The organism is Streptomyces sp. NPDC059900 (assembly GCF_050270335.1).
GTDB lineage: Bacteria > Actinomycetota > Actinomycetes > Streptomycetales > Streptomycetaceae > Streptomyces.
In genome coordinates, this window is sequence record NZ_JBNNJZ010000744.1 from 1 (window position 1) to 3419 (window position 3419).

Annotated in this window: 5 protein-coding genes; 3 read left to right on the forward strand and 2 right to left on the reverse strand. The window is 70.9% G+C overall.

Going from position 1 to position 3419, the window contains the following annotated elements; translation table 11 throughout:
• Both ACQKIP_RS43135 and aztB read right to left on the reverse strand, forming a co-directional pair.
• Positions 1-888 (reverse strand): hypothetical protein (locus ACQKIP_RS43135; RefSeq protein WP_427745514.1); only part of this gene is annotated, 888 nt, incomplete at its 3' end.
• A 21-nt stretch (positions 889-909) separates the two neighbouring features.
• Positions 910-1764 carry a zinc ABC transporter permease AztB gene (aztB, locus tag ACQKIP_RS43140; protein WP_365864308.1) on the reverse strand — a complete coding sequence of 285 codons (855 nt, stop codon included), beginning with the start codon at positions 1762-1764 and terminating at the stop codon, positions 910-912.
• 15 nt (positions 1765-1779) lie between these two features.
• Here aztB and aztA point away from each other — a divergent pair, with 15 nt between their 5' ends.
• The 3 genes from aztA to ACQKIP_RS43155 all read left to right on the forward strand — a co-directional run.
• On the forward strand, positions 1780-2523 hold the full coding sequence (gene aztA, locus ACQKIP_RS43145) for a zinc ABC transporter ATP-binding protein AztA (RefSeq protein WP_365864306.1): 744 nt from the start codon (positions 1780-1782) through the stop codon (positions 2521-2523).
• A 119-nt stretch (positions 2524-2642) separates the two neighbouring features.
• On the forward strand, positions 2643-2813 hold the full coding sequence (gene rpmF / locus ACQKIP_RS43150) for a 50S ribosomal protein L32 (protein ID WP_365864304.1): 171 nt from the start codon (positions 2643-2645) through the stop codon (positions 2811-2813).
• Positions 2814-2817: 4 nt separating this feature from the next.
• A partial coding sequence (locus tag ACQKIP_RS43155) for a GTP-binding protein (protein WP_427745516.1) occupies positions 2818-3419 on the forward strand: 602 nt, incomplete at its 3' end.

A 3419-nucleotide genomic window follows, 5' to 3' on the forward strand; every position in this document is an offset into this window, starting at 1 on the left:
GTCCAGGACCCATACGGCCTCGTCCCCGGCCGGCGCGGTGAGCGTGTCGCTGCCCGGGCGCTGGCGGAAGGAGGCGGCCCGTTCCCCGGCCGGTACCTCCTTGCCGTAGGGAATCTTCTCGGCCGTGAAGGCGCCGTCCTCCTGACGTACGAGCAGCGCGCCGTCCGCACAGCCCAGGACCAGGCCGCGGCGGGTGACGGCGTCGCCCCGGGGCTCCTCGCACCGGGCGTCCGGGGAGGCGACGCGCTTGCCCTTGCGGTCGAGCACGGCGAGCTTCGTGGTGCCGCCTTCGCCGGCAAAGGCCAGGAGGTGCTCCTCGTACGGCACGACGGCGCCGCTGTAGGTGCCCGCCAGCGTCCGGGAGGAAGCGATCTTGCCCTTCTCCAGCTTGCTCCGGTCGTACAGAACGGTCCGCCCGTCCTTGTCGCTCGCGGCGGTCACCACCTTGTCGCTGCGCACCTGCGAGCGGCCCGCGGGGAGTTCGCCGACGTCGCGTATCGCCGCCCGGTAGTAGTGAACGTGGTCGCCGTGGTCCACCATCCAGGCACCGCTGTCGAGCACGTGGGTTTTTCCGGAGGTGTGGAGGTAGCCGAACCTGCCGTCCGTGGTCAACCGGTCGGCGCCCTTGACCCGGGCGGTGTCGTGCACTTTGCCGGTGATGAGGTCGAGGACCCGGCTGCTGCCGCTGTCCGGGTCGTTGAGGAGCAGGCGGGACTGCTGCTCGGCGGCTTCCTGTGCTCCTTCGACGTACCCGTGCGGGGTGGCGGACGAGGAATTCGCAGCCGGTTGTGCGTCGTTGCTCTTCTGGCCCGAGCAGCTCGTGGCGAGCAGCGCGGTGAGGACCAGTGCGGCCGAAGCCCACGGAGTGACGTTTCTGCGGACGGTCACGACAATCGCCTCAGGCTTCTTTCAGTTGGTTTCAGGGACGGGAGCGGCGGTGAGGCGCGCCCGGCGGTGGCGCAGGCCGGACACCACGTGGGAGAGGAAGAACAGGCTCACCGCGAGGGCCGAGACGGTCGCGCCGGCGGCGGTGCCCAGGTGCCAGGACAGCAGCAGACCGCCGAAGGTGGCGGCGGCGCCGAGGAGTGCGGCGAGCGCCATGACCGCGCGGACACTGCGTGCCCACGGCAGGGCCGCCGCGGGCGGGGCGATGAGCAGACCGAGGACCAGCAGGGTTCCCACGATGTGGAACGAGGCGACGATCGCCAGCCCGAGCAGGCCGAGGAGCACGGCGTGGGCCAGGCGCGGGCGCAGTCCCAGGGTCTGCGCCTTGCGCGCGTCGAACGCCAGGGCCAGGAAGGCGCGGTGGCCGAGGACTGACACCGCCAGTGCCGCGAACAGCGCCGCCGTGAGCAGCACGAGGTCCTGCTGCCGCACGGCGAGGACGTCGCCGAAGAGGAAGCCGGTCAGGTCCACCGCGAAGGACTGCGAGCGCGAGACGATGATCACGCCGAGCGAGAGCATGCCGACGAAGAGCAGCCCGATGCCGGTGTCCTGCGACAGCCTCGGGGTGCGCCCGAGCACGGTGACGCCCGCCGTCATGACGGCTGCGCTGGCCACCGCACCCACCAGGAGGTTTCCGCCGAACAGTGCGGCCAGGGCAACCCCCGGCAGCAGGCCGTGGGACATGGCGTCGCCGAGGAAGGCCATGCCCCTCAGGACCACCCAGGTGCCGGCCAGCGCGCAGATCGCGGACACCAGGATTCCGCCCCACAGGGCTCGCTGCACGAAGGTGACCTCGAAGGGGGCCGTCAACCATTCCATGCCGGGGACACTACAATGAAAATCATGTTCAACAAACCAGTCCCCTCGCCTGCCGCCACCCGGGAACGAGCCCCTCACGTGCGCTTGACCGGCCTGTGCGCCGGATATCCGGGGCGCCCCGTCCTTCACCAACTCAGCGCAGAGATACCGGGGTTGGCGATCACCGCACTGGTCGGCCCGAACGGCAGCGGCAAGTCGACCCTGCTCGGCGCGCTCGCCGGTGTGATCCGCCCGACATCCGGCGAGCTGCTCCGCACCGGAGACCTGCCGCCCGCCTTTGTGCCGCAGCGCGGAGCCGTCGGCGACACGCTGCCCCTCACCGTCCGGCAGACCGTGCAGATGGGGCGCTGGGGCGAGCGCGGCCCGTGGCGCCGCTTGACCCGCCGGGACCGCGCAGCCGTGGACACCGCGCTCGACCGCCTCGGCATCGCCGACCTCGCCGCACGCCAACTGGGAGAACTCTCGGGCGGACAGCGCCAACGCGCCCTCATCGCACAGGGGTTGGCGCAGGAATCGGATCTGCTGCTCCTGGACGAGCCGACCACAGGCCTGGATCCGGAGGCGAGGGAGCGGATCGGGGCACTGCTGACCGCCCTTGTCGCCGACGGCGTGACGGTCGTCCAGGCCACACACGATCTGGAGGCCGCGCGCGCGGCCGACGCCTGCCTCCTGCTCCAGGACGGGCGCCTGGCCGGGCAGGGGCACCCCGACCACGTTCTCACCACGTCGGCACTGGCCCGCATCTGGCAAGCCCTGTGACCTGCCGGGCCGTTGCTCCCCCCTGACCCTCTCCTGCGACCCCCTCCGTTAACAATGAACACCGTTTTCATGTACCGTCGGGTTCCCGCTCCCCCAACCCTGCCGAAAGAGCCCTCGTCATGGCCGTTCCCAAACGCAAGATGTCCCGCAGCAACACCCGCCACCGCCGGGCCCGGTGGAAGGCGAGCACCCCGCGCCTGGTGGACGTGACGGTGGACGGTGTGACCCACCGGATCCCACAGCACCTCGCCCCCGCCTACCGGCGCGGCCTGCTGCACCCGGAGGGCTGAGGGTATGCCGTCGCGACGCCTGCCGGTCACCGTGCTGTCGGGGTTCCTCGGCGCCGGCAAGACGACCCTGCTCAACCATGTCCTCACCAACCGCGAGGGATTGCGCGTGGCGGTGATCGTCAACGACATGAGCGAGATCAACATCGACGCCGCCCTGGTACGCGGAGGCGAGGCCGCGCTCTCCCGGACCGAGGAGCAGCTGGTGGAGATGACCAACGGCTGCATCTGCTGCACCCTCAGGGACGATCTGCTCCAGGAGGTCGACCGGCTGGCCCGGGAAGGCCGCTTCGACTACCTGCTCATCGAATCCAGCGGCATCTCCGAGCCGATGCCGGTGGCCGCCACGTTCGCCTTCGCCCGCGACGACGGAGCCACCCTGGACGAGGTGGCCCGCCTGGACACCATGGTCACCGTGGTCGACGCGGCCAACTTCCTGGCCGAACTGGCGCAAGGCGACGACCTCGCCGAACGCGGGCTGGCACCCTACGAGGACGACGAACGCACCGTCAGCGACCTGCTCGTCGACCAGGTCGAGTTCGCCGACGTCCTGGTGCTCAACAAGCTGGACCTGGTCGGCGAGGCCGACGCCGACCGGCTGCGCGGGGT

Coding starts and splice junctions, on each gene's coding strand:
- rpmF (WP_365864304.1), top strand. CDS start 2,643: ATGGCCGTTCCCAAACGCAAGATGTCCCGCAGCAACACCCGCCACCGC.
- aztB (WP_365864308.1), bottom strand. CDS start 1,764: ATGGAATGGTTGACGGCCCCCTTCGAGGTCACCTTCGTGCAGCGAGCC.
- aztA (WP_365864306.1), top strand. CDS start 1,780: ATGAAAATCATGTTCAACAAACCAGTCCCCTCGCCTGCCGCCACCCGG.